The organism is Pseudooceanicola sp. NS-SX9 (assembly GCF_057380705.1).
In genome coordinates this window covers 2,529,692-2,552,328 of the sequence record NZ_CM170818.1, presented here as the reverse complement: position 1 = coordinate 2,552,328, position 22,637 = coordinate 2,529,692, and the positions used below count along the sequence as shown (strand labels likewise).

Here is a 22,637-nt window from a genome sequence, read left to right as displayed (position 1 = left end):
CATGTCGCCCCTTCGTGCCCTTCGCCATGTGATGCTGGCCGCCTCTGCCGCGCTGGTCCTGGGGCCGGGGCCGGCGACGGCCGAGGTGCGCACCGGCCTGAGCCAGTCCAGCCGGGTCCTGGGGCATCGGGTGCGCTACGATATCTACCTGCCGCCGGGCTACGACAGCGACAGCCGCAGCTACCCGGTGCTGTACCTGCTGCATGGCGGCGGCACCGGGCAGGCGGATGACTGGTTCGACCTGGCGGGCATTGACCAGCTGCTGGACCGGATGATCGCCCAGGGGCAGATCCGCCCGATGATCGTGGTGGCCCCCGATGGCCGGCGCGACGAAAGCAACGCGGTGGCGACCTATTTCCTGGACGATGCCGATGGCGACACCAAGTGGGAGACCATGTTCGAGCAGGATTTCGTCCCCGCGATCGAGGCGCGCTATCGCGCCATCGGCACCGGGGATGCCCGCGCGCTGCTGGGGATTTCCATGGGGGCGACGGCGGCGGTGATCTACCAGCTGCGCCATCCCCAGGATTATGCGGGGGTGGCAGCGCTCAGCGCCGCGTTCCGCACCGAGGGGCAGCTGAAGGGCCTGTCGCCCGATGCCTACGAAAGCCGCTATGGCGGGCTGATCGGGCCGGGGCTGACGGGCGATGACCGGGTGAACGCGGCCTGGGCGGCGCTGCAGCCGCAGGTGCTGATCGCGGCGACGGAGCGGGCGCGCTTTGCCCGGGTGCCGCGGTTCTGGTTTGCCACCGGCGATGGCGATCCCTTCCTTGAGGCCGACACCCAGCTGCATCTGGCGCTGCGGGCGGCGGGGATCCAGGACCGCTTTCTGGTCGATGCCGGGGGCCATGACTGGCCGTTCTGGCGCGGCCATCTGGAAGCGGCTCTGGTGCATGTGAACGCGGTCCTGACCCGCGACTACGGCGAATGATCAGGCCCGGCGGGGCCGCAGCACGCATTCGGTGATCAGCCCGAAGACCAGCGCCCAGAGCGGCGCGCCGATGTGCAAAAAGGCGATGCCCGAGGCGGTGGTCATGAAGGTGACAAGCGCCGCCTCGCGCTCTTCGGGGCGGGCCAGGGCCTGCGACAGGCCGTTGCCGATGGTGCCCATCAGCGCCAGCCCGGCGACCGTCACCACCAGCGCCTTGGGGGCGATGACGAACAGGCCGATGACGGCGGCGCCGAACAGGCCCACCAGACAATAAAGGACCCCCGCCACCAGCACCGCGCGGTAGCGCTCCCTGGGGTCGGGGTCGGCCTCTTCATTGGCGCAGATCGCCGCGGTGATGGCCGCCAGGTTGAAGGCATAGCCGCCGAAGGGCGCCAGGATCAGCGAAGTCAGGCCGGTGACGACAAGGCTTGCCGAGACCGGCGGATCGGCATAGCCCGCTGCCCGCATCACCGCCACGCCCGGCACGTTCTGCGAGGCCATGGTGACGATGTACAGTGGCAGGCCCACCCCGATCAGCACCGGCAGGGAAAACGCCGGCATGACGAAATCGGGTCTGGCCAGCGTCAGGCCAAACTGTGCGTCGGCGTGGAAATCGCCCGTGGCCCAGGCCATGACGATGCCCACCGCCAGCACCGCGGGGATGGCGAGGCGCGGAAAGAACCGCTTGCCCGCCAGATAGGTCAGGCACAGCACCGCCACCAGCGGCAGGTCCGATTGCATCGAGGTGAAGACCTCCAGCCCGAAGCGGAACAGGATGCCCGCCAGCAGCGCCGCGGCGATCGGGGTGGGGATCAGGCGGGCCAGCTTCTCGAACCAGCCGGTCAGGCCGGTGATCAGCAGCAGCAGCGCGCAGAAGACGAAGGCGCCGGTGGCCTCTTCGATGCTGACCCCCTTGAGCGAGATCACCAGAAGCGCCGCGCCCGGGGTCGACCAGGCGGTCAGGATCGGCATCCGGTAGATCCACGACAGCACGAAGCCCGACACCCCCATGCCGACGCCAAGCGCCAGCATCCAGCTGTTGGCCTGCGCGGGCGTGGCGCCCAGGACCTCGATGGCGCGAAAGATGATGGCAACCGAACTGGTATAGCCCACCAGAACCGCCAGGAACCCCGCGACCAGGTGTGACAGCTTGAAACCCGCGACCATGATGCCTCCTTGCCAGCGGCTGCGGCCCGACCTAAACCGGAATCGGGCGCTATAACGTCCGGGCGCTATAACGCACGCTTTCGCGTGAAGACAAGAGGAGGCCCGCCTGTCCGACACCGTGATCCGCACCAACCTGCGCGCCGCCCGGGCCCGGGCCGGCTGGAGCCTGCAGCGCGCCGCCCTGGAAACCGGCGTCAGCAAGGCGATGCTGGGCCAGATCGAACGCGGCGAAAGCAGCCCGACGCTGGCGACACTGTGGAAGCTGGCGCGCGGCTTTCACCTGCCGCTGAGCGCCTTCATCGACGAGATGATCGAGACGACCGAGGTGTTTTCCGGGATGCAGGACCACCTGGCGCGGATCGGGGATCTGTCGGTGCGCACCCTCTTTCCCTTCGATCCGGGCCTTGGGGCCGAGACCTTCGTGATCCTGCTGACCGCCGGGCAGGATCACCGCTCGGCCGGGCATGACACCGGCGTGGTCGAGGACATCTTCGTCACCGAGGGCGTGGTCGAGATCACCCATGGCGATGCCACCCACCTGCTGCACCCGGGCGAGGCGCTGCGGTTCAGGGCCGACCAGCCGCATGGCTATCGCAACGCGGGTGCCTTCGCGGCGCGGTTCCACAACACCATCCACTATCCCCGCCGGGTGCTGGCGGGGGATCAGTAGACGCCGAAATACTCGCGCTGTTCCCAGTCCGAAACCGTGGCCATGTAGCGGTCCCATTCCGCCCGCTTCAGGGTCGAGAGGTACTGGCAGAACGTGTCCCCCAGCGTGTCGCGGAACAGCGATCCGGCCTCGAAGGCTTCGATTGCGGCCAGCAGGCTGCGCGGCAGGGCGCGCGACCCCTTGCCATAGGGTGTTTCGATGGCGGGCGGGGCGACAAGGCCCCGTTCCATCCCCGACAGCCCGGCCAGGATCTGCGAGGCAAAGAAGAAATAGGGGTTGGCGGTGGGCTCGGCCACGCGGTTTTCGATGCGGGACGCCGGATCGCCCGGCCGCATCAGCGCGCGGATCATGGCGCCGCGGTTGTCATGGCCCCATTCGATGCGGTCGGGCGCCAGCTGGAAGGGCTGATAGCGCTTGTAGCCGTTCACCGACGGCGTGGTCAGCAGGCAGCATTCCCCGGCATGCTCCAGCAGCCCCGCGATCCAGCTTGAGGCCTCGGGCGGCAGCGCACCATTGGCATCCGGCTGGAACAGGTTCCGCCCCGTGCCATCGCACAGCGACTGGTGCAGGTGCCAGCCCGAGCTTGCGGCATTCGCGACCCCGGGGCGGCACATGAAGGTGGCATGCAGCCCGTCGCGGGCCGCGACCTGCTTTGCCATGGCGCGAAAGCGGATCATGTTGTCGGCATGGGTCATCGGATCGGCCGGATCGAAGGTGAATTCGAATTGCGAGGGGCCCATCTCGACCTCGGTCGAGCGCACCGGCAGGCGCAGCGCCTGGGCCATGCGGCGCAAGCGGTCCATCACTGGCTCCAGCCGGTCATAGGAGGCCTCGGAGAGGTACTGGAACCCCTGGTCCAGCAGGCGCGTCGCGGGGGGCGTGCCGGGCAGTCCGGCATCGCCATGGGCCAGCGCGTCGTCGGTGCGGGCGAAGACGTGGAACTCGACCTCCAGCCCGACGGTCAGGGTGCGGTCGCGGGCGGCGAGGCGTTCGGTCGCGCGGCGCAGCAGGGGGCGGGGGGCAAAGGGCAGGGGCTGGCCGTCAGGCGCCACCGGATCGCAGAACAGCCAGGCCGAATGCGGCGCCCAGGGCAGGATGCGGAAGCTGGCGGGATCGGGCACCAGCAGCATGTCGGCCGCGCCCTTCAGCGCCGCCATCGGGCCATCGGCCTCTTGCCAGATCGGAAAGACGGTGCGGTTCGCGGTATCCTTCAGCAGCAGCGTGCCCGGCAGGTTCAGGCCCGAGCGAAAGATCGACGGCAGCGCCGCCGTCACCACCGTCTTGCCGCGCAGCAGGCCGTGGGGATCGGCGAAGACCACGCGGATCGTCTCGACCCCGGACCCTTCAAGACGGGTGATCAGGGCGGCGGCCTCTTCGATCTGCTGCGCGCCCAGCAGCCCGTCCTGCGCCAGCCGTCCGGCCTGCAGCGCCTTCGTCACGTCGCGTGTCATCTGGACCCTCAGCTTGCCTGCGCCAGGGCGGCATCCCAGCCGCATTGGCTGCGCCGCAGATGGTCCTCGGTCCGGTAGGCCTTGTCGATATCGCCGTCATCCGCAATCGCGTCGATCGAGATCGGGCCCAGGATGTGATCCAGATCTGCCGCCTGCATCGGCAGATCTGCGGTGCGGCCCTGCTGGATCGCGGCGATGGCGGCGCGCAGCTGGCGGCGGTAGCGGATGATCGCGGCATCCGAGCGGCCCAGGTGTTCGTCGGTGCGGTCCTGGATGCGGCCCATGCTTTCCACCGCCCACTGGTCGTGGACGTTGATGTCCATCCCCATGCCCGTATAGGTGTGGCTGGCCTGTTCCTCGGGGTTGTAGCCGTAGTTGTTGGCTTTGTTCTTCAGCGGCGCATAGTCGGGCAGGCGGTGTTCGCGGATCCGCTGGTCGTACATCTTCTGCTTGTCGACGGGGGTGCGGAAGCTGGTGAAGACCGCGTACCAGTAGCAGGTTTCGTCATCGACGGGGACGTGCCACTGGGTGATCGTCATCTCGCGGCTCATCGGGATGCAGATGGCGGCGGGAAAGATCTGGTTGGTGATGCGGACATGGATGCGGCCGTCCTGCATCCGGCGCAGGGCGGTGATCTTCAGGCCATAGTCGGTCTCGGCGACCTCCAGATCGGGGCGGGGATAGTCGCGCAGCAGCTTGGTCATCGGGATTTCCGTGTTCGCGGCCTTGTCGCGGAACTGCTTGCCGTAGCTGTCGGCGGGATCCTCGTCCTGCAGGAAGCGGTGCAGGAAGCTGGCATGGGCGGGATCGATCCCCACCTCCATCGCCTGCAGCCAGTTGCATTCCCACAGCCCCTTGAAGGCAAAGACATGGCTGTCGGGGGCGCGGAAGCAATCGAGCGCCGGGAAGGCGGGCGGCGTGCCTTCGCCCAGATAGGCAAAGACGATGCCCGCGCGTTCCACCACCGGATAGGCGCGGGCGCGGATCTGTTCATGCATCCTTGAGCCCTCGGGTTCGGCGGGCTGTTCGACGCATTGGCCGTCACGGTTGAAATGCCAGCCGTGGAACGGGCAGCGCAGGCCGTTGTCTTCCAGCCGCCCATAGCACATGTCGGCGCCGCGGTGCGGGCAGTGGCGCTGGATCAGCCCCAGCTTGCCGTCCTCGTCGCGAAACAGCACCAGGTCCTCGCCCATCAGGCGGACGGGGACCACGGGGCGCTTCTGGTTCAGCTCCTCGATCAGGGCCGCGGGCTGCCAGTAGCGGCGCAGGACCCGGCCCGCATCCGTGCCCGGACCCACGCGGGTCAGGCTGTCGTTCAGGCTTTGGCTCATCATCGGGGGGCTCTCCTTTTCAGGTCAGGGCAAGCGAGATCGCGGGGAAGGCCAGCAGCAGCGCCAGCCGCACCAGATCGCTGAGGACAAAGGGGATGACGCCGCTCATGATCTTGTCGAGGGGCGTCGTGGGCGAGGCGGTCTTGACCATGAAAAGGTTCATGCCCACCGGCGGCGTGATCAGGCCCAGTTCCACCGTGACGACGCAGATGATGCCGAACCAGACGGGATCGAACCCGGCCTGAGTGACGATCGGATAGAAGATCGGCACCGTCAGCAGGATCATCGCCAGGCTTTCCATGAAGCAGCCCAGCACGATGTAGAAGACCAGGATCGCCCCCATCACGCCCCAGGGGCCAAAGCCCTGCGCCCCAAGCAGATCGACCAGCGCCGTCGACAATTGCGAGGTCGACAGCACGAAGCCGAAGACCTCGGCGCCGATCAGGATCAGGAAGATCGCCCCCGTGGTCAGCAGGGTTTCCAGGAAGGCGGCCTTCAGCGCCTTGGCGGTGATGCCGCGCACCAGCGCAAAGACCAGCGCCAGCGCGGCGCCGACGCCGCCGGCCTCGGTCGGGGTGAAGACATTGCCGTAAAGCCCGCCCATCACCAGCCCGAACAGCAGGATCGCCGGGGCAAAGAGGCGCAGCGCCTCGAACCGGCGGCGGGGGGCGGCGTCGATGGACAGCGGCACGTCATGCAGCGCCGGGTCGGGCGGCCAGATGCGGGCCACGATCAGGATGGTGACAAGGTACAGCAGATAGGCCAGCACCCCCGGCAGGATGCCTGCCAGGAACATCGTGCCGACCGATTGCTCGGTGATGAGCGCATAAAGCATCAGCGCGATCGACGGCGGGATCAGGATGCCCAGCGTGCCCCCCGCCGCCAGCGATCCGGCCGCCAGGCGCAGGTCATAGCCATGGGCGCGCATCTCGGGCAGGGCGACGCGCGTCATGGTCGAGGCCGTGGCCAGCGACGACCCCGAGACGGTGGAAAAGACCGCGCTGGCGGTGACGCCTGCGGCGGCCAGCCCCCCCGACCAGCCCCGCGTCAGCAAGAGCGCGCCGCGGAACAGGTCGGCGGCGATGCCGGCGCGGCTGACCAGGTTGCCCATCAGCAGGAACAGCGGGATCAGCGTGTAGGAATAATTGGTGACGGTCTCGTAGGTGGCGGTCTTCAGCACGCCAAGGGCGGGGGCAAGGCCCACGATGGCGGCAAAGCCCGCAAAGCCCGCAGCAACCATCGCCAGCCCGATCGGGCAGCCCAGCAGCACGATGACGAAGAGGGCCGCCAGCGACAGCAGCCCGATATCCAGCGGATCCATCAGCTGAACTCTCCCTGGGCGGCGGCGGGATCATCCAGGGTTTCGCGCAGCGCCAGCAGCGCGATCGCCCCGCAGAGCGCGGTGTAGACGGCGTAGATCAGCCACAGCGGCAGGCGCAGGTCCTGGGTTTCCTCGGCGCGCTGGAAGGTGGCGGCGGTTTCCCCGGCGAACAGCCAGACCAGCGTGGCGGCGAAGACCAGAAAGCCCAGCTGCCAGATCCGCAGCGCCAGGCTGCGCAAGCGGCAGGGCAGGCGCATCAGCAGGATGTCGACGGCGATCATGCCCTCGTGCAGGGCCGCTGCGATCCCCGCCAAGGCGATGACGCCCAGCAGGTACGAGGCCTGCTCGATCGTGCCGGGCAGCATCAGGTTGAGGGCCGAGCCCGTGGCATCGAACAGCGCGCGGGCCAGCACGTTGAAGGCGACGACGAAAAGAAGATAGGCCAGCGCCAGGGCGGAAAGCGCCGTGCAGGCGGTTTCGACCCAGTGGGCCAGGCGTCGGAACGCGAACATGGAAAGGAATTATCCCCTTGGGATTGCCGGGAAAAAGACGGGCCGCCCGAAGGCGGCCCGATGTCCTTAGTCTAGCATCGCCTTGCAGTCGCTGACATAGCCCTTCACTGCGGCATAAGTGGCGCTGCCCGGCAGGCCCTTGGCGTCAAGCTCGGCGATATAGGCGTCAGATGCCTTCTGCGCCGCCTCGGCCCATTTCGCCTTTTCCTCGGGATCAAGCGTGATCACGTCCGAGGTCTCCTTCAGCCGCGCCAGCACCTTGGCGCCCGCATCGTCATAGCCCTGGCCCGCGATCACCGCCCATTTCATGCCGGAGTTCTCGTCGATGGCCTGTTTCTCGGCCGGGGACAGGCTGTCGTATTTCGCCTTGTTCATCGTTGCCACGAAGGCCAGCGCATAGAAGCCGAAGACGGTGTGATGGCCGGTCAGCTCGTCCAGGCGGAAGCTGTCGACGCTTTCCCAGGGCAGCATGTAGCCGTCGATGGCGCCGCGCTGCAGCTGTTCGTAGGTGTTGGGGGCGGGCAGGCCCACGGGTTCGGCGCCCAGTTCCGTCAGCAGGTTGCCCACGACGGTGGTCGGGCGGCGGATCTTCAGCCCCTTCAGATCCGCCAGCGTATGGACCGCCACCTTCGAGGTATGCAGATGCCCCGGATCATGGGTGTGCACGAACAGCACATGGGTGTCCTTGTATTCCTCGGCCAGGGCGCCGGAATCATACAGCTTCTGGAAGGCGCAGCTGCCCACGGCGCCGGTGTCGAACAGGCCCGGCAGCTCCATGATCTGGCTCAGCGGGAAGCGCCCGGCGGTATAGCCCTGCACGGTCCAGGCAATGTCGGCGATGCCGTTTTTGGCATTGTCATAGCCCGCAGGCGCCTTGCCCAGCGTCTGCGCCGGGTAGATCTGCACCGCCAGTTCCCCGCCCGAGGCATCCTGGACGGCATTCGCCCAGTCCTGGAAGATGGTCTGCTGCTGCCAGCTGTTGGCGGACATGAAATGCGCATAGCGCAGCGTGTCCTTGGCGGCGGCGGGCAGGGCGGCGCCGATGACGAGGGCGGCGGTGATCGCGATGGTTCTCAAGATGGCTCTCCTGTCTCCCGTATGGGGACTCGCTTGCTAGCAGTGGGCCGGATGGGTGGCTCTCGTTTTCTTGATTTTGTGCGATAATGTACCAAAAGGTTTACAGCAGAGGTGTCTTCGTCAATGATTCCCGCCGGGGCAGGCTTGGAACCGGGGGGGAAATCGCGTCTGATGCCCGCAAATCGCGCCCCGCGCGGCAGCCAGACGGATGACATGCGCCCCGAGATCCCGACCAAGGACATTTCCCTGACCTTCATGAAGGGGATGACCGTGCTGCGCGCCTTCGACGAGGATCACGCCAGCCTGACCCTGGCCGAGGTCGCCCGCGTTACCGGGATCGAGCGCGCGGTGGTGCGCCGTCTGGTGCTGACGCTGGTGCATCTGGGCTATGTGAAGAAGGAGGGCACGCGGTTCTCGCTGACGCCCCATGTCCTGGTCCTGAGCGGTGGCTTTCTGCGGGGCAACCAGTTCGGCCGCCTGGTGCAGCCGCTCTTGCAGATGTGCTCTCGGGAGCTGGGGTTTTCCGTGGGCCTGGCGATGCCCGATGGCGAGGACGCCGTCTGGGTCGCGCAAGGTCCGCAGCAGAACGCGCGCTATACCTTCGGCTTTACGGTGGGCAGCCGGCTGCCGCTGATGCCGACGGCGATCGGGCGGGTGCTGCTGGCGCATGGCGATCCCACCTGGGCCGAGGACATGCTGGAAAGCGCCCCCGTCGAACGCTTTACCCCGGAGACGCTGACCGACCGGGCGCAGATCCGCGCGGCGGTCGCGGCGATCCGAACCCGTGGTCCCGCCATCGTCGAGGGCGAATTCGAGGCCGGAGCCACCGGCATCGCCGTGGCGGTCGGCCGACCCGGCCAGGCGGTTGCGGCGCTTGGCCTGTCGGAACCGGCCGGGTCTCTGCCCCGCCCGCGCTGGCCCGAATTCATCGAGATCCTGCACCGTTACGCCGTCCAGATCGCGGCGGTGATGCGCTAGCGGTCAAAGCGGTCGGGGGCAAAAGCCTGCAGGTCCAGCGCCGTCGGCCGCCCCGAGATCATCGCCGTCAGCTCTCGTCCCGTGGTGGCGGCGGCGCACATGCCGACATGGCCATGCCCGAAGGCGAACCAGGCGTTTTCGGTCCGGGGCGCCCGGCCGATGACGGGCAGGGAATCGGGCAGGCAGGGGCGGTGACCCATCCAGCGGTGGCCTGGCCCGTCGTGCAGCCCCGGGAACAGCCGTCGCCCGAGCGCCAGCAAACGGTCGGCCCGGGCGGGATCGGGGCCGGCCCGCAGCCCGGCGAATTCCACCGTGCCCGCCAGCCGCAGGCCCGTGGTCATCGGACTGGCCATGAAGTTGTGCTCGACCGCCATGATGTTGCGGGTCAGGGTGATGCCCGGATCGGTCAGGCTGACATGGTACCCGCGCAGGCTTTGCAGGGGGATGCAGCTGCCCAACTGCCGTGCCAGCGGCGCCGACCAGGCCCCGGCGGCCAGTACCACGGCCTCTGCCGGGATGTCTTCGCCGATGTCGGTCTGCACGGCCGTGATGCGGTCGCCGGTCCGCCGAAAACCGGTGGCGCGCGCCTTCACATGACCTGCGCCATCCGCCATGGCCTGCTGATGCAGGGCCTTCACCAGCCCGCCCGGATCCGGGGTGGATCCATGGTCGGGGGCGTAAAGGCCGAAGCCGCAGCTGCCGCGCAGGGCGGGCTCCAGCGCGAACAGCGCCTCGCCCTCCAGCGGCTGCAGCTCGATCCCCAGATTGCGGCGCAGGTTGGTGCCCCAGGCCCATCGCTTGGCGGCCTCGCGCGAGGCATGGACATAAAGGCAGCCGTTGCGGCGCAGCAGATGCGACACGCCGGCATGGCGCAGCAGCGGGGTATAGGCATCGAAGACGGGTTCCAGCAGGCCGCGCAGGGCGATGGCGATGCGGGTGACCTCTTGCGGGTCGCAATGGCGCAGGAACCGGCGCAGCCAGGGCAAAAGCGCGGGCAGGTAACCGGGCCGGATGACCAGCGGCCCCGATGGATCCAGCAGCCAGCCCGGCAGCCGCTTCCACATGCCGGGCATCCCCACCGGCAGCACCGCCCCGTCCGAGACCGATCCGGCATTGCCAAAGGAACAGGCCGCGCCCGGCTCTGCCGGGTCGAGGAAGGTCACCCGGTGGCCGTCGCGCTGTGCCCAGGCGGCGGTGGTCACGCCGACGATGCCGGTGCCGATGATGGCGATGTGCATGGGGAACCTCGGTGCGGGTGTGGCTGCGGGCCTGCCGTGGGCAAGCTAGGACGCCGGGGCGGTTTTGCCACATGATGGGGCTTTACCGCCGATCGACGGGGCTGGGCGGGACGGCACGAAGCCGCTAGAAGGCCGGCAAGGAGACCTGCCATGACCACGCTTTTCATCGATGCCGACGCCTGCCCTGTCAAGGAAGAGGCCGAGCGCGTCGCGACCCGCCTGAAGGTGCCGATGGTGCTGGTGTGCAATGGCGGCCTGAGGCCCTCGCGCAATCCGCTGGTGCGGCTGGTGATCGTCGACGAGGGCCCCGATGTGGCGGACCGCTGGATCGCCGAGCAATGCGTGCCGGGTGACGTGGTGGTGACATCCGACCTGCCGCTGGCGGACCGCTGCCTGAAGGCAGGCGCGCAGGTGCTGCAGCACAATGGCGAGGTGCTGAGCATTGCCAATATCGGCCCCCGCCTGGCGACGCGCGACCTGATGCAGGACATCCGCGCCTCGGATCCGTTCCACCGCGGCGGCGGAGCGTCCTTTTCCAAGGCGGACCGGTCGCGCTTTCTGCAGGCACTGGACCGGGCGCTGAGTGCGGCCCTTCGGGGCTGACCCCCGGTATGCGGCGGCAGGGTGCAGGCGCCCGAATGGCCCCCCGTACAAGGCCCCCGTACAGGGCCCCCGTGCGAGGCTCCTGAATGGGCGCCCGTATCAGGCCCGCTGGACAAGGTGCCCGAGAGCATTCCCATGAGGAACCGCACCTGAGGGGCATCTTGTGGGGAAGGGCCCGGCTGGCAGGCTCTGCCCGGTCGCGGCGGGGCACTGCCGGGGCCAGTGCGCATCCGGGGGCGGCCTGAGCCCAAGGGCTGCGGCGGTTCCTGTCCAAGACCTTGGCGCGCGGGCCGGGCTGTCCCATGCCCCGGAGGCGGCCCGAAAGCCCCTCAGCCGCCCGAAGAGGCCCGCACGATCAGCTGCGGCGCAGGCGGGGCGGGATGCGAGACCTCCAGCCCCTCGATCCGGTCCAGCAGGGTCAGGGTGGCCAGTCGGGCGACCTCGTCCAGATGCAGGTTCAGCGCGGTCAGGGGCGGGGTCTCGGTGCGGGCACGGATGCCGTCGTAGCGGGTGACGACGCGGACCTGCCCGGGCACCGCGCGATCATGGGCCCGCAGCCCCGCCATCACGCCACTGGCCAGCGCATCGACCGGCACCAGGATGCCGTCGGTGTCGGGGTGGCGGGCCAGCAGGTCTGTCATGGCGGCACGGGCGGCGGCCTCGCCGCCGGTTTCGGGGATGCGCAGCACCTCGGGGGGCATGCCGATGCGGGCGGCGCGGTCGCGGTAGACGGCTTCGAAGGCGGCATAGCTGTCGCGCCCCGAGGTGCCGATGATCAGCGGGAACCGGCGGGCCCCCCGGGCGATCAGGTGATCGCACAGCAGCCCGGCCGAGGTCCGGTGATGCAGCTCGATGCCGGGGGCGCCGGCGCCGATCGTCACCACCGGCACGCCGCGCGCCGCCAGCAGGGCATGGAAGGGATCGTCCGGGGCGGGTTCCAGCAGCAGCGCACCGTCGAAGGGGATGGCGTTCAGCGCCCGGTCGGGATCGGCGATGGGCGGCACCAGCACCAGCGCCACGTCGCGGGTCAGCGCGGTCAGGGCGGCGGCGGCCGCGATCTCCATCATGAAGCCCAGCTTCGAGGCCCCCGCCGCCACCTGCGTCGGCATCGAGGAAAACAGTGCGATCGTGTTGGCCCGCCCGGTGCGGATGCCGCGCGCCGCCATGTTGGGCACATAGCCCAGTTCGGCCACCGCCGCGTCGATCCGGCGCCGCGTTTCGGCATCCACCCGCCGCTTGCCGCCAAGCGCATTCGACACCGTGCCTGCGGAAACCCCCGCCAGCCGGGCCACATCCTTTACCGTCGGCCGCTTCATTGCCGATTCTCCCTGTCTTCCTTCGATCCCTGCCGGTTTTCCGGGCAATTCCCCCGAAAATCCGCCCAGCGATCCAGCGCCGCGAGAAAACCGCGACCTTGGGTATTAAATCGTTTTAACGACGCGGCAGCAAGGCGCTATGGATCATTAAAACGATTTAACGAGCGCCCTCGCCCGAAAGGAGAGACGGATGAACAAGATGACGACGACGGCCGCCGACCTGCCCGAACAGGTGACGCTGAAACGCCGCGCCACTGGCCTTCGGGCCTGGGACCGGACCCGGTCGGCGGGGGGCTATACGCTGTTTGCCGGGCAGACCGCGGGCGGGCGGGTCGATCTGATCGGCGCCGATGGCCAGCCGGTGCACCGCTGGCAGATGCCGGTGCGCGCGGGCCGTGACGCGGTGCTGCTGGCCAATGGCAACCTGGGCTACAACGGCAGCCACGCGACCTCGGCCGGGCTCTATCCGGCCTGGGACCTCTGGCATGGCGGCGATTTCTACGAGGCCACCCCCGAGGGCCAGATCGTCTGGCGGCACGAGGACATCTATCACCACCATGACGGCCAGTGGCTGGCCAATGGCCATCTGCTTTATACCGTCGCCGCACCGCTGCCCGCCGACAAGGCGGCGCGGGTCTGCGGCGGCGATCCCCGCAAGGACGGCGCCGATGGCATCATCCAGTCCGACATCGTGCGCGAAGTGAACCGCGCCGGAGAGGTCGTCTGGGAATGGCGGATCTGGGATCACATCGACCCGGCCGATCTGCCGATCCACCCGATCTTCGACCGCCGCCACTGGCCGATGATCAACGGCGTTTCCGTCACTCGCGACGGGCTGATCCTGATGAGCCTGCGCACCACCTCGGGGATCATCGCGGTCGACCGGGCCTCGGGGCGAATCGTGTGGCATCTGGGGCCCGATGTCGTGGCCCAGCAGCACACCCCCGTCGAAACCGAGACCGGCGCGATCCTGTGCTTTGACAACGGCAACCTGCGGGTCGGGTCCACCTCGCCGTTCTCGCGGGCGCTGGAGGTCGATCCGAAGACCGGCGCCACCGTCTGGTCCTATGCCGACAGCATGGCGCCGAATTTCTTCTCGCCCTACATGGGCGGCTGCCAGCGGCTGTGGAACGGCAACACCTTCATCTGCGAAAGCGCCTTCGGGCGGCTGTTCGAAGTCACCCCCGAAGGTCAGGTCGTCTGGGAATACGTGATCCCCGATTTCGCCGAATACCCGGCGCCGCTGAACGGCTTCATCAAGGGCCAGCACAATTCCTGCTTCCGCGCCCACCGCTATGCTGCGGTGGACTGGCTATGAGCATGGCCCGCGATCTGCCCCGCGCGGCGCCCGCGCGCCCCCGCCTGATGCCGCTGCTGCGGCAGGGGGCGGGGATGGCCCGGCCGCTGATCTCGTTCGTGTTCATCCTGGCGCTCTGGTCCGGGGTGGCGGCGCTGCACCTGCTGCCCGAGGCGATCTTTCCCTCGCCCTGGGCCACCTGGTCCGCCGGGGTCGAGATGTGGCGCAACGGCACCCTGCCGACCGATCTGGCGGTGTCGCTGTCGCGCGCCGGGGCGGGCTTTGCCATCGGGTCGCTGCTGGGGGTGGCGGTGGGGCTGGTGACGGGGCGGGTGGCGCTGCTGCGGCTGCTGCTGAACCCGTTCCTAAGCCTGCTGCGGCCGATCCCGGCGATCGCGCTGGTGCCGCTGGCCATCGTCTGGTTCGGCATCGGCGAGGGGGCGAAGATCTTTGTCATCTCCTACACGGTGTTCCTGACGGTCTGGTTCAACACCCACCACGGCATGTCCTACGTCCCCGAGATCTACCTGCGCGCCGCGCGCTCGCTGGGCACGTCGCGGCTGCGAGAGTTCCTGTGCGTGATCCTGCCGGCAGCCGCGCCCTACATCTTTGCGGGCATCCGGCTGGGGGTGGCGCTGGCCTTCCTGTCGCTGGTGGCGGCAGAGCTGTCGGGGGCGTCCTCGGGGCTGGGCTACCGGTTGCAGGAGGCCCGTCAGTACATCCGCACCGACCGCATGTTCGCCCTGCTGATCCTGCTGGGGATGCTGGGCGCGCTGGCGGATCTGATCGTGCAGCACATCGGCCGCAGGCTTGTCCATTGGGAGCAGCAGGGATGACCGCCATGACCCCCACCGATCACCCCGCACAGGGGCATGTCCTGGCCCGCGGCCTGACGATCCGCTTTCAGGGCCACACCGCGCTGCTGCCCACCGATCTGGAGCTGCGCCCGGGATCCTTCACCGCGCTGATCGGGCCTTCGGGCTGTGGCAAGTCCACGCTGATGAATGCGATTGGCGGCTTCGTGGCCCCCTCGGGCGGCACGCTCGGGATCGACGGCCGGCCCGTCACCGGCCCTTCAGAGGCCGTCGGCGTGATCTTCCAGCAATATGCGCTGTTTCCCTGGTACACCGCGCTTGGCAACGTGCGCTTCGCGCTGAAACGCTTCCGGCTGCCCCGGGACGAGGAAATCGCCCGCGCCCGTGCCGCGCTGGAGGAGGTGGGCCTTGCCGATCACGCCGCCAAATTCCCGCAGCAGCTGTCGGGCGGCATGAAGCAGCGGGTGGCCATCGCGCGCACCTTTGCCTCGGGCGCAAGGGTGCTGCTGATGGACGAACCCTTCGGGGCGCTGGATGCGCAGACGCGGGTGGCGATGCACGGTCTGCTGCTGAAGGTCTGGCAGAAGCACCGCGCCACGGTGCTGTTCGTCACCCATGATGTCGACGAGGCGCTGCTGCTGGCCGACGACATCCATGTCCTCAGCCAGGCGCCCGGCCGGCTGATCCGCCACTATGCCCTGACCGACCCGCGCCCCCGCCGCCTTTCGCAGGGCGGCGAACTGCTGCGCATCCGGCAGGAGATCCTCGATCTGCTGCACCCCGCCTCTTCCCTCATGCCGACAGGAGACCTCTGATGATCCTTCACCGCATTGCCGCAGCCCTGGTGCTGGGCCTCGCGCCCGTTCTGGCCTCGGCCGACACGCTGACCTTCGCCTGGAGCCCCAATCCCAACACGCCGCAGGTCGATGTGGCGCTGGCCAAGGGCTATTTCCGCGACGCCGGGCTGGAGGTGAAGACCGTGCCCTTCGCCTCGGGGCGCGAGGGCTTCGAGGCGCTTTTGGGCGGGCAGGTGGACGTGGCCTTCATGGCGGAATTCCCGGCCGCGACGGGGATGCTGACGGGGCAAAAATTCGCCATCGTCGGGGATCTGTCGCGCTATACCGGCTCGCTCATCATCGGCAATGACAAGGCCGGGCCGCTGGCCGGGGTCGCGGATCTGGAGGGCCGCCGGATCGGCACCACCATCGGCACCAACGTGCATTTCTTCCTCGACACGATGCTGTCGCAGGCGGGGGTGAAGGCGCAGATCGTTTCGGCCGCGCCGGGGGATCTGGTGGCTGCGGTGGTGCGCGGGGATGTCGATGCGATCGTGCCCTTCCCGACCTTCTACGGCGCGGCGAAACAGGCGCTTGGCAGCCATTACACCGCGCTGCCGGGAACGGGCTATGCGGTGCATTCGATCCTTGCGGCGACGCCTGCGATGACGGGCGCGCGGCTGGCCGAGCTGAAGGCCTTCATGACCGCGCTGCAACGCGCCGATGCGGATGTGAAGGCCGATCCGCAGGCGGCGATGACGCTGGTGGCGAAGGATATGCAGGGCGCGGTCTCGGCCCAGGCGCTGGCCGGGATGTGGCAGGACGTGACCTTCGGCCTGACCTTAGGCGATGACCTGACGGCCCTGCTGACGCGCGAGGCGAACTGGATCCTGGCGCAGGGCGTGGTGAAGGGCCAGCCGCTGACGGCGGCCGATGTCGAGGCCCACATGGTCCGCGCCTTCTAGGCCCGCCGGATCTGCCCTGGGGGCCTTGGGGGGCTTGCGGAAAACGGATCCGCGACCATGGCCCCCGGCCCGGAGCCCAGCGACCGGGGGTTGCCGGAACCGGCGGGCCGGATCGGTCCCGCAGGGGGCTGGACGGGCGCGACGTGCCGGTTCGGGTCTGCCGCCGGGGGGCAGACGCGTCGTACCGGATCGGGGCCACTAGGGGCTGGACGGGTGCGGCGGGCGCGATCGGGTCTGCCCGGGGGCTGCCCGCCGGCTTGGGCCTGCCGTGTATCGCCCCGGCGACACCGGGCCTTGGCAAAGCCCCGCCCGAAACGCAGAACGGCCCGCGCGAGGCGGGCCGTTTCGTCTTGGGATCAGCCTTTGCGGCGCTTGGGATCAGCCTTTGCGGCGCTTGGGATCAGCCCTTGCGGCGCGGCGGCACGTCGCCGCCCTTGCCCTTGAAGTTCGGCTTGCCGCCGGGCTTCTTGCGGAAGGACTGGCTGGCATCGCTGAAGTTGCGCGCGGGCTTGGCGGGCTTGTCGCCATAGGCGCTCTTCAGCTTGTCGCCAAAGCCCTTGCCTGCCGGTTTGTCCCCATAGGGACGCTTCGGCTTGTCACCGTAGCCGCCTGCCGGTTTGTCCCCATAGGCACGCTTGGGCTTGTCGCCGTAACCACCTGCCGGTTTGTCCCCATAGGCACGCTTGGGCTTGTCGCCATAGCCGCCTGCCGGTTTGTCCCCATAGGCACGCTTGGGCTTGTCGCCATAGCCGCCTGCCGGTTTGTCCCCATAGGCACGCTTGGGCTTGTCGCCATAGCCGCCTGCCGTTTTGTCCCCATAGGCACGCTTGGGCTTGTCGCCGTAGCCACCTGCCGGTTTGTCACCATAGGCGCGCTTGGGCTTGTCGCCGTAGCTACCTGCGGGCTTGTCACCATAGGCACGCTTCGGACGGTCGCCGTAGCCACCCGCCGGTTTGTCGCCATAGGCGCGTTTCGGGCGGTCGCCGTAGCTTTGGCGCGGACGCTCCTGGGCCTCGTCGCGGGGGGCTTCGGCGGCGGCGGCGCGGTCCTCGGGGGTCCAGCGCGGCTTGCGCTCGCGCGGGGCCTCGTCGCCGTCCTCGGTCGCTTCGCGGGGCGCGCGCGCTTCGGAATAGTCACGGCGCGGACGGTCCTCGCGCGGGGCGCGGGCCGGGCGTTCGCCCCGCTCGGGACGCGGACGCGGCTTCAGCGCGTCCTCCGGCAGCTCGGCCAGCAGGGTCGCGGTGATGTCGTCTTCCAGCACCCCGTTCGGGCCCAGATGCGCCTGCAGATCCGGGGCGGCGGCTTCGGCGATCTCGACATAGGTCACCTCGTCCTGGACGCGGATCTTGCCCAGGTTCACCTTGTCGAGGCCCCCGGCACGGCACAGCAGCGGCAGCAGCCAGCGCGGTTCGGCATTGCGGTTGCGGCCGACCGACAGGGCGAACCATACGGTCGGGCCCAGGGCCGGGCGTTCTTCGCGCTCGCCGCGGGCGGGGGCCTGGTTCAGCTCTTCGGGGGCTGACAGGCGCCCCTGGTAGAGGCGCAGGCAGGCGGCGGCGATCGCTTCGGGGGCATGGGCCTCCATCAGCTTGGCGGCGAAGGCGGTTTCCTCGTCGGTCATCGGATCGGTCCAGGCGGGATCGGACAGCAGGCGCGCCTCGTCCTTCTCGCGGATGGCCTCGGGCGAGGGGGCAAAGGTCCAGTCGGCCTCGATCTTGGCCCAGCGAAGCAGGCGCTGCGCCTTCTTGACATCGCGGTCCGACACGATCAGCGCCGAGATCCCCTTGCGCCCGGCCCGGCCGGTGCGGCCCGAACGGTGCAGCAGGGCTTCGGTGTTGATCGGCAGGTCGGCGTGGATCACCAGTTCCAGGTTCGGCAGGTCGATGCCGCGGGCGGCCACGTCGGTCGCGACGCAGACACGGGCCCGGCCGTCACGCAGCGCCTGCAGGGCGTGGCTGCGTTCATCCTGGCTGAGCTCGCCCGACAGCGACACCACCGAGAAGCCGCGGTTCGAGAACCGTGCGGTCAGGCGGGCCACGGCGGCGCGGGTATTGGCAAAGACGATGGCGGTCTGCGCATCGTGGAAGCGCAGCAGGTTGATGATGCCATGTTCGGCGTCGCGGGCGCTGACCTGCACCGCCTGGTAGGCAATGTCCGAATGCTGCGACTTGCCCGACACGGTGCTGACACGCACGGCGTCGCGCTGGAACTGCTTGGCCATGCTCTCGATCGAGGGCGGCACGGTGGCCGAGAACAGCAGCGTGCGGCGGGTTTCCGGCGCCTCGCCCAGCATGTATTCCAGGTCCTCGCGGAAGCCCAGATCCAGCATCTCGTCGGCTTCGTCCAGCACGATGGCGCGGATCTCGGTCAGGTCCAGGGCGCCGCGGGCGATGTGGTCACGCAGGCGGCCGGGGGTGCCGACGACGACATGGGCGCCGCGTTCCAGCGCCCGGCGTTCGTTGCGGGCATCCATGCCGCCGATGTTGGTGACGATGCGGGCACCGGCCTTGCCGTACAGCCACTCCAGCTCGCGGGCGACCTGCATGGCCAGTTCGCGGGTGGGGGCGATGATCAGCGCCAGGGGCGCGGCGGGCGGACCGAAGCGGGGATCGTCCCCCAGCAGCGTCGGCGCGATGGCAAGGCCGAAGCCCACCGTCTTGCCGGACCCCGTCTGGGCCGAGACCAGCAGGTCGGCTTCTGCAAGCTCGGGGGCGCAGACGGCCTGCTGAACCTCGGTCAGGGTGTCATAGCCCCGCTCGGCGAGGGCGTCGGAGATGGTGGAAAGCATGGGTAAAGGGGTCCAATCGGGCAGAGGGCCGTGGCGAAACGGCAAGCGCAAGGTCAGGGGCTATAACGGAAGCTTGCGCCCCTGTCCATGCTTTCCGGCAGCATCCCTTCAGGAGATCGAGACCAGCTTGATGCGGTCACGGCTGGCGGCCTCGCCGCGCGGGTCGAGGTACTGGTGAATGAGCCCGATCCAGCCGCTGCGGGCGGCGCCGGGCCCGGCCAGCGCCCGGTCGGGGCAGGCGGGGGCTGCGGCGGCCTCGGTCAGTTGCGACAGGGCCAGCGCCCAGCCGGCCTCGGAATGTTCGGCGACCGCGATGTTGCCGCGCCCAAGCTGCCCGCGCAGCCCGTCGACCGGGTTCATCAGGGCCACGCGCCCGGCGGCATTGGCCTCTTGGGCGACCAGGCCGAAGGGCTCCCATCGCGACGGGATCGCCACCGCGTCGCAATCGGCATAGGCATCGAAGGGATCGGCGGTCAGCCCCATGAAGCGGATGCGCCGGTCCTCGGCGGCCAGCTGCATCAGCGCATCGGCCTGCGGGCCGCGGCCGTGGATGTGCAGCCGCAGGTCCGGGCGCCCGAGGGTGCGGAATGCACGGATCAGGATATCAAAACCCTTCTGCCGGTCCAGCGTGCCCAGGGCCGCGATGGTGCGCACCGGGCCGGTCGCGGGGGCAAGCTTGGGCAGGGCCTCCAGCAGGATGCTGGGCGGGATCACCGTCAGGGCGCCGGGATGGACCATGCCGCGGCGCGACAGCCAGTCGCCCTGGGCCTGGCTGACCGCGACGATGCGGTCGAACAGGGCATAGGCGCTGCGCAGCAGGGTGCGCAGCCCCTGCCGGGCGCCGGGATTGGCGACCATGTAGCCTTCGCAGTAGCGGTGCTCGATATGCAGGATCGGCACGCGTGGATAGCGCGAGCGCAGGCTCATCAGCCGCGGCAGGCCGTTCCAGGTGATCGCCAGATGCGACACGATCATATCCGGCGGCGGGGTCAGCGACAGGGCGGCGACGCCGGTGACGGTCACGATGTCATGCCGGGCGAGGGCCGCGAGCGGCGCGTCCTGCTGCAGGAACTCAAGATAGCGGAGGATGCCCATAGGGGCGGTGTCTTCAACGAGATGGACGATGCGCAGCATGGGATCTTTCCTTCGGCAGTGCGCTTCGGACGAAAGCGTCGGCGGGGGCGGTGTCGGACGGGCGTCCGGGCAGGTGGCGGCGCAGCACCCCCGAGGCCAGCCCGGCAGAAACCGAGAGGCTGGGCAGGGTGTCCGCGCCCAATGTCAGCGGCGCCAGCGCCCAGGCGGCGGTCAGCATCTGGCGCGCGGCGTCGGGCTGGCCGAGATGCAGCGCGCGGGCGGCCATGCGGCGCAGGCGCAGGGCGGTGGCGGCATTGCGGTGGCGGCGCGCCTGATCGGGGGCGATGCGGGCCAGCCGGTCGAACAGCGCCTGCCATTCGGCGTCTTCGGCTTCGGCCTGGGTCAGGGGGCTGCGCAGCAGGGGCTGCTCCAGGCCGCGGATCTCCCAGTCGGTGGTCAGCGCCAGGCGCAGCCAGGCGTCGCGGGCGCCGGTGCCGGGCAGGGCCTCGTCGAACCACCAGTCGCGCAAGGATTCCTGCGGCGGCCGGAAGGCGATGGCCTGCAGCGCGCTGCGGCGGATCACGGCCGAGGAGGCCTCGCCCACGGGATCGAGGCGCAGCAGGCCCGCCAGGTCCAGCGCACCGGGCCCGGTTGCCTGCCCCGAGGGCAGATCGGCGCGGCCGGGCACGATCAGCCGGCGGGCCGAGAACGACAGCCCGAGGGCGGGGTTCGCCTCCAGCCGGGCGACATGGGCCTGCAGCATGCCCGGTTCCCAGCGGCTGCCGGGGGCGCAGAAGCCCAGGAAGGCGCCGCGGGAATGGGCGATGCCGGTGTTCAGTGCCCCGGCGATGCCGCGCGGACGCTGCTGGATCAGGCGGATGCGCGTGGCCCCCAGGGCCCGGACCGCCGTCTGCGAGCCATCGCTGGACCCGTCGTCGATCACCAGGATCTCGAAGTCGCGGAAGCTCTGCCCCAGCAGGTCGCGCAGCGTGGCGCTGAGGGTGGTGGCATTGTTGAAGGCCGGAACGATCAGGCTTGCCCTCGGCATGTCGGTCTCCTTCGGGCTGAATGGCGGGGTCAGTGGGCGAACAGGGCGCGGCGCAGGCGGCGCGGCATCAGCGGCCTGAGCAGCGCGCGGCCAAGCGTCGGCAGGCCGGTGGGCAGAAAACCGGCGGGACTGGCGATCAGCCCGTCCACCGCAAGGCGCAGCGCCTGGAGCCCCGGGGCATCGTCGCGCAACGCGCGATCTGCCATCCGGCGCAGGCGCAGAGCCTCGCCGGTGCGGGCGGGGCGAAATCCATAGTCCCGGGCGGTGCGCAGCGCCGCCTGGCGGCCGCGGCGCAGGGCATCCAGCTGGTCCAGTTGCGGCTCCAGCGGCGGACGGACATGGGTGGTGACGCTGTCGATGCCGATCAGCCGGTGGCCGCAGGCGGCCAGACGCACCAGATATTCCAGGTCGGGCTGGCCGCGCAGGGTTTCGTCGAAGCCGCCGCTGTCGACGAAGACGCTGTGGCGCAGCGTCAGGTTCGACAGGGTGACCACGGGGTTGTCCTCAAGCAGCATGGGCATGGTGACGACGCGGCCTGCGGGGGCCGAAACCGGCAGCACGCGGTCCTCGCCCAGCACGTTGACGCGGCCGTAGGCGGCGCCGACGCGCGCTTCGCGGAACACGCGATCCATGCAGGCCAGCTTGCCCGGCGCCCAGACATCCTGCGGCATGCAGAAGGCCAGAAGCTCTCCGTTGGCCAGATGGCGGGCCAGGTTCAGGGCGGTGGCGGTGCCGCGGTTGTGGCTGCCCGCCAGGCCGATGCGCCGGTCACGCCCGGCATATTCCCAGGCGACGCAGCGCGTGCCATCCCAGGAGCCGTCGTCGATGATCAGCGCGTTCCAGCCCTCGAAGGTCTGGGCCACCAGCGCGTCCAGCGTGTCCGCCAGCGTGGCCTCGGCATTGTGGCAGGGGATGATGACGGTAAAGCGCGGCATCAGCGGCGCCCCGGCTGCGGGCGGCGGTTGGTGGGGCGGACCGGAACCCGCGCCGGTTGCGGCGGGGGCGCCAGCAGCAGCCCAAGGGCCAGCGCGGCGGCGGCCAGCGGCAGCGACAGCAGCGCCAGGACCGCACAGGCCAACAGGGCAAAAGCCAGGGCCACGGGGGCCGCCATGACGCCGGACCGCAGCCCGTTCCGGACGCGTCTTGCGCGGACAGGCGTCATCCGGGCAAGGCATTGGTAAAGAGACTGTCGATCGGTCCGTGTCATGGCGGTTGCTCCGTGAGTGAGCCCGGATCCGATGGGAGATCCGGTATCCTCTTGGTAGCAAGCGGCGCGCCA

The 22,637-nt window shown here is 69.4% G+C and carries 21 protein-coding genes; 8 read left to right on the top strand and 13 right to left on the bottom strand.

Going from position 1 to position 22,637, the window contains the following annotated elements; translation table 11 throughout:
• Nucleotide 1: 1 nt before the first annotated feature.
• Nucleotides 2-931 carry an alpha/beta hydrolase gene (locus tag AC2ITM_RS12090; protein ID WP_486466891.1) on the top strand — a complete coding sequence of 310 codons (930 nt, stop codon included), beginning with the start codon at nucleotides 2-4 and terminating at the stop codon, nucleotides 929-931.
• Here the strand turns inward: AC2ITM_RS12090 and AC2ITM_RS12085 are convergent, their stop codons facing one another.
• Nucleotides 932-2,098, bottom strand: coding sequence for a benzoate/H(+) symporter BenE family transporter (locus AC2ITM_RS12085; protein WP_486466890.1), 1,167 nt, complete (start codon nucleotides 2,096-2,098; stop codon nucleotides 932-934).
• A gap of 106 nt (nucleotides 2,099-2,204) precedes the next feature.
• Between AC2ITM_RS12085 and AC2ITM_RS12080 the strand changes: the two genes are divergently transcribed.
• Nucleotides 2,205-2,768 (top strand): helix-turn-helix domain-containing protein, encoded by a 564-nt coding sequence (locus AC2ITM_RS12080; RefSeq protein ID WP_486469427.1) that lies wholly within the window; start codon nucleotides 2,205-2,207, stop codon nucleotides 2,766-2,768.
• Here the strand turns inward: AC2ITM_RS12080 and AC2ITM_RS12075 are convergent.
• The 5 genes from AC2ITM_RS12075 to AC2ITM_RS12055 form a co-directional block, all read right to left on the bottom strand.
• On the bottom strand, nucleotides 2,762-4,219 hold the full coding sequence (locus AC2ITM_RS12075) for a glutamine synthetase family protein (protein WP_486466889.1): 1,458 nt from the start codon (nucleotides 4,217-4,219) through the stop codon (nucleotides 2,762-2,764). The genes AC2ITM_RS12080 and AC2ITM_RS12075 overlap by 7 nt on opposite strands.
• An 8-nt stretch (nucleotides 4,220-4,227) precedes the next feature.
• On the bottom strand, nucleotides 4,228-5,553 hold the full coding sequence (locus AC2ITM_RS12070; RefSeq protein ID WP_486466888.1) for an aromatic ring-hydroxylating dioxygenase subunit alpha: 1,326 nt from the start codon (nucleotides 5,551-5,553) through the stop codon (nucleotides 4,228-4,230).
• A 16-nt stretch (nucleotides 5,554-5,569) separates the two neighbouring features.
• Nucleotides 5,570-6,871 carry a TRAP transporter large permease gene (locus AC2ITM_RS12065; protein WP_486466887.1) on the bottom strand — a complete coding sequence of 434 codons (1,302 nt, stop codon included), beginning with the start codon at nucleotides 6,869-6,871 and terminating at the stop codon, nucleotides 5,570-5,572.
• Complete coding sequence (locus tag AC2ITM_RS12060) at nucleotides 6,871-7,383, bottom strand: TRAP transporter small permease (protein WP_486466886.1); 513 nt, start codon at nucleotides 7,381-7,383, stop codon at nucleotides 6,871-6,873. The genes AC2ITM_RS12065 and AC2ITM_RS12060 overlap by 1 nt, the downstream gene beginning before the upstream one ends.
• Before the next feature lie 66 nt (nucleotides 7,384-7,449).
• The gene (locus AC2ITM_RS12055; RefSeq protein ID WP_486466885.1) at nucleotides 7,450-8,460 is read right to left on the bottom strand and encodes a TRAP transporter substrate-binding protein; all 1,011 of its coding nucleotides are present in this window, start codon (nucleotides 8,458-8,460) and stop codon (nucleotides 7,450-7,452) included.
• Between the two features lie 171 nt (nucleotides 8,461-8,631).
• Between AC2ITM_RS12055 and AC2ITM_RS12050 the strand changes: the two genes are divergently transcribed.
• Entirely contained in the window at nucleotides 8,632-9,438 is an 807-nt protein-coding gene (locus tag AC2ITM_RS12050) for an IclR family transcriptional regulator (protein WP_486466884.1), read from the top strand.
• Here the strand turns inward: AC2ITM_RS12050 and AC2ITM_RS12045 are convergent.
• A complete protein-coding gene (locus AC2ITM_RS12045; protein ID WP_486466883.1) occupies nucleotides 9,435-10,676 on the bottom strand; it encodes an NAD(P)/FAD-dependent oxidoreductase in 1,242 nt (413 codons plus the stop codon). The two genes, AC2ITM_RS12050 and AC2ITM_RS12045, sit on opposite strands and share 4 nt — an antisense overlap.
• Before the next feature lie 150 nt (nucleotides 10,677-10,826).
• Here AC2ITM_RS12045 and AC2ITM_RS12040 point away from each other — a divergent pair, with 150 nt between their 5' ends.
• Nucleotides 10,827-11,279: a YaiI/YqxD family protein gene (locus AC2ITM_RS12040; RefSeq protein WP_486466882.1), complete on the top strand. Its 453-nt coding sequence runs from the start codon at nucleotides 10,827-10,829 to the stop codon at nucleotides 11,277-11,279.
• Between the two features lie 329 nt (nucleotides 11,280-11,608).
• On the opposite strand, the gene AC2ITM_RS12035 is transcribed toward AC2ITM_RS12040, so the two are convergent.
• Nucleotides 11,609-12,595 carry a LacI family DNA-binding transcriptional regulator gene (locus AC2ITM_RS12035; protein WP_486466881.1) on the bottom strand — a complete coding sequence of 329 codons (987 nt, stop codon included), beginning with the start codon at nucleotides 12,593-12,595 and terminating at the stop codon, nucleotides 11,609-11,611.
• A gap of 190 nt (nucleotides 12,596-12,785) precedes the next feature.
• On the opposite strand from AC2ITM_RS12035, the gene AC2ITM_RS12030 reads away from it, so the two are divergent.
• From AC2ITM_RS12030 to AC2ITM_RS12015, 4 genes are read left to right on the top strand one after another with little or no spacing between them, the layout of a single operon-like run.
• Nucleotides 12,786-13,913, top strand: coding sequence for an aryl-sulfate sulfotransferase (locus tag AC2ITM_RS12030; protein WP_486466880.1), 1,128 nt, complete (start codon nucleotides 12,786-12,788; stop codon nucleotides 13,911-13,913).
• Nucleotides 13,910-14,728 carry an ABC transporter permease gene (locus AC2ITM_RS12025; protein WP_486466879.1) on the top strand — a complete coding sequence of 273 codons (819 nt, stop codon included), beginning with the start codon at nucleotides 13,910-13,912 and terminating at the stop codon, nucleotides 14,726-14,728. Before AC2ITM_RS12030 ends, AC2ITM_RS12025 begins: the two co-directional genes overlap by 4 nt.
• On the top strand, nucleotides 14,725-15,522 hold the full coding sequence (locus AC2ITM_RS12020) for an ABC transporter ATP-binding protein (RefSeq protein ID WP_486466878.1): 798 nt from the start codon (nucleotides 14,725-14,727) through the stop codon (nucleotides 15,520-15,522). Before AC2ITM_RS12025 ends, AC2ITM_RS12020 begins: the two co-directional genes overlap by 4 nt.
• Complete coding sequence (locus AC2ITM_RS12015) at nucleotides 15,522-16,448, top strand: ABC transporter substrate-binding protein (protein ID WP_486466877.1); 927 nt, start codon at nucleotides 15,522-15,524, stop codon at nucleotides 16,446-16,448. The genes AC2ITM_RS12020 and AC2ITM_RS12015 overlap by 1 nt, the downstream gene beginning before the upstream one ends.
• Before the next feature lie 400 nt (nucleotides 16,449-16,848).
• Here AC2ITM_RS12015 and AC2ITM_RS12010 read toward each other — a convergent pair whose 3' ends face one another.
• From AC2ITM_RS12010 to AC2ITM_RS11990, 5 genes are all read right to left on the bottom strand, one after another.
• The gene (locus AC2ITM_RS12010; protein WP_486466876.1) at nucleotides 16,849-19,236 is read right to left on the bottom strand and encodes a DEAD/DEAH box helicase; all 2,388 of its coding nucleotides are present in this window, start codon (nucleotides 19,234-19,236) and stop codon (nucleotides 16,849-16,851) included.
• Nucleotides 19,237-19,344: 108 nt separating this feature from the next.
• Entirely contained in the window at nucleotides 19,345-20,370 is a 1,026-nt protein-coding gene (locus AC2ITM_RS12005) for a glycosyltransferase (RefSeq protein WP_486466875.1), read from the bottom strand.
• Complete coding sequence (locus AC2ITM_RS12000; protein ID WP_486466874.1) at nucleotides 20,345-21,358, bottom strand: glycosyltransferase family 2 protein; 1,014 nt, start codon at nucleotides 21,356-21,358, stop codon at nucleotides 20,345-20,347. Before AC2ITM_RS12000 ends, AC2ITM_RS12005 begins: the two co-directional genes overlap by 26 nt.
• A gap of 29 nt (nucleotides 21,359-21,387) precedes the next feature.
• Nucleotides 21,388-22,293 carry a glycosyltransferase family 2 protein gene (locus tag AC2ITM_RS11995; protein WP_486466873.1) on the bottom strand — a complete coding sequence of 302 codons (906 nt, stop codon included), beginning with the start codon at nucleotides 22,291-22,293 and terminating at the stop codon, nucleotides 21,388-21,390.
• Nucleotides 22,293-22,469: a hypothetical protein gene (locus AC2ITM_RS11990; protein ID WP_486466872.1), complete on the bottom strand. Its 177-nt coding sequence runs from the start codon at nucleotides 22,467-22,469 to the stop codon at nucleotides 22,293-22,295. Before AC2ITM_RS11990 ends, AC2ITM_RS11995 begins: the two co-directional genes overlap by 1 nt.
• Nucleotides 22,470-22,637 lie beyond the last annotated feature (168 nt).